General features: G+C 62.5%; 1 protein-coding gene. It reads left to right on the top strand.

The annotated features are described in order from the left end of the window. The coding region (locus ACIQUF_RS25535; RefSeq protein WP_403136516.1) for an immunoglobulin-like domain-containing protein at positions 1-2,543 on the top strand (2,543 nt) is incomplete at both ends.

The following is a 2,543-nucleotide window of genomic DNA, read 5'->3' as shown; positions in this document are numbered from 1 at the left end:
GGCGTCGGCCAGTCCACCGGCACGGTCGAGTTCACCGCGCCGAACAACGTCTACAACACCAACGCGCCGCTGACCAACAGCATCACCAAGGTCGAAGGTGGTAACTACGAGCAGCTGGAAACCGCGGGTACCCCAACGACCACGGTTACAGACAGCCCAGCGACCCAGGCCACCACTGACCTGGTGTTGAGCGCGACCGGCGACGTGGCTGAAGGCGGCCAGATCGTCTACACCGCGACGCTGAGCAACCCAGCGGGCACGGCGATGACCGTGACCTTGAGCAATGGCGCGACCATTGAGATCGCGGCTGGCAAGACCACCGGCACTGTGACCGTTCCGGCGCCAACCGATGATGTCTACAAAGACGCTGGTCAGGTCAAAGTCAGCATCACCGATACCACCGGCGGTGATTTCGAGAAGCTGGCGGTCAACCCAGCCGAAGCCGTGACCAACGTCAGCGACACGATCGACACGTCGACCGTGACCCTCACTGCGACTTCAAGCGTGGTTGAGGGCGGTGTAGTGACCTACACCGCCTCGGTATCCGCACCGGTCACTGGGAGCCCATTGGTGGTGACCTTGGCCAACGGCCAAAGCATCACCATCGGTGTCGGCCAATCCACCGGCACGGTCGAGTTCACCGCGCCGAACAACGTCTACAACACCAACGCGCCGCTGACCAACAGCATTACCAAGGTCGAGGGTGGTAACTACGAGAACCTGGAAACCGCAGGCACGCCTAGCACCGCCGTCACCGACAGCCCGGCAACTCAGGCCACCACCAACCTGGTGCTGAGCGCGACCGGGGACGTGGCCGAAGGCGGTCAGATCGTCTACACCGCGACCCTGAACAACCCAGCGGGCACGGCAATGACCGTGACCCTGAGCAACGGTGCGACCATCGAGATTGCCGCAGGCAAGACCACCGGCACTGTGACCGTTCCGGCGCCAACCGATGATGTCTACAAAGACGCCGGTCAGGTCAAAGTCAGCATCACCGATACCACCGGTGGTGACTTCGAGAAGCTGGCGGTCAACCCAGCCGAAGCCGTGACCAACGTCAGCGACACGATCGATACGTCGACCGTGACCCTGACTGCCAATGGTTCGGTCGTCGAAGGCGGCGTGGTCACCTACACCGCTTCGGTGTCGGCACCAGTGACCGGCAGCCCGCTGGTGATCACCCTGGCCAACGGTCAGAGCATCACCATCGGCGTGGGCCAATCCACCGGCACGGTCGAGTTCACCGCGCCAAACAACGTCTACAACACCAACGCGCCGCTGACCAACAGCATTACCAAGGTCGAAGGTGGCAACTACGAGCAGCTGAATACCGCTGGCACCCCGACCACTACCGTCACCGACAGCCCAGCGACTCAAGCGACGACCGACCTGGTGCTCACAGCGACCGGCGACGTGGCTGAAGGCGGCCAGATCGTCTACACCGCCACGCTGAGCAACCCAGCGGGCACGGCGATGACCGTGACCTTGAGCAATGGCGCGACCATTGAGATTGCCGCTGGCAAGACCTCGGGCACCGTCACCGTCCCCGCACCGTCGGACGACGTTTACAAGGATGCCGGTCAGGTCAAAGTCAGCATCACCGATACCACCGGCGGTGATTTCGAGAAGCTGGCGGTCAACCCAGCCGAAGCGATCACCAACGTCAGCGACACGATCGACACGTCGACCGTGACCCTCACTGCGACTTCAAGCGTGGTTGAGGGCGGTGTAGCGACCTACACCGCCTCGGTATCCGCACCGGTCACTGGCAGCCCATTGGTGGTGACCTTGGCCAACGGCCAAAGCATCACCATCGGTGTCGGCCAATCCACCGGCACGGTCGAGTTCACCGCGCCGAACAACGTCTACAACACCAACGCGCCGCTGACCAACAGCATCACCAAGGTCGAAGGTGGTAACTACGAGAACCTGGAAACCGCCGGTACCCCGACCACTACGGTTACCGACAGCCCAGCGACCCAGGCCACCACCAACCTGGTGCTGAGCGCGACTGGCGACGTGGCCGAGGGCGGCCAGATCGTCTACACCGCCACGCTGAGCAACCCGGCTGGCACCGCGATGACCGTAACCCTGAGCAACGGTGCGACCATCAATATCGCCGCCGGTAAAACCTCAGGCACCGTGACCGTTGCAGCGCCATCGGACGACGTCTACAAAGACGCCGGTCAGGTCAAAGTCACCATCACTGACACCAACGGTGGTGATTTCGAGAAGCTGGCGGTCAATCCAGCCGAAGCGATCACTAACGTTAGCGACACCATCGACACCAGCACGGTCACCTTGACCGCCGAGGGTTCGGTCGTCGAAGGCGGTGTGGTCACCTACACCGCTTCGGTGTCGGCACCAGTGACCGGCAGCCCGCTGGTGATCACCCTGGCCAACGGTCAGAGCATCACCATCGGCGTGGGCCAATCCACCGGCACGGTCGAGTTCACCGCGCCGAACAACGTCTACAACACCAATGCGCCACTGACCAACAGCATCACCAAGGTCGAGGGTGGTAACTACGAGAAGCTGGA

It is taken from the genome of Pseudomonas sp. NPDC090233, assembly GCF_044772285.1.
Lineage (GTDB): Bacteria > Pseudomonadota > Gammaproteobacteria > Pseudomonadales > Pseudomonadaceae > Aquipseudomonas.
The sequence above is the reverse complement of the archived record's forward strand: the minus strand, read 5'-3'. Positions and strand labels throughout refer to the sequence as shown.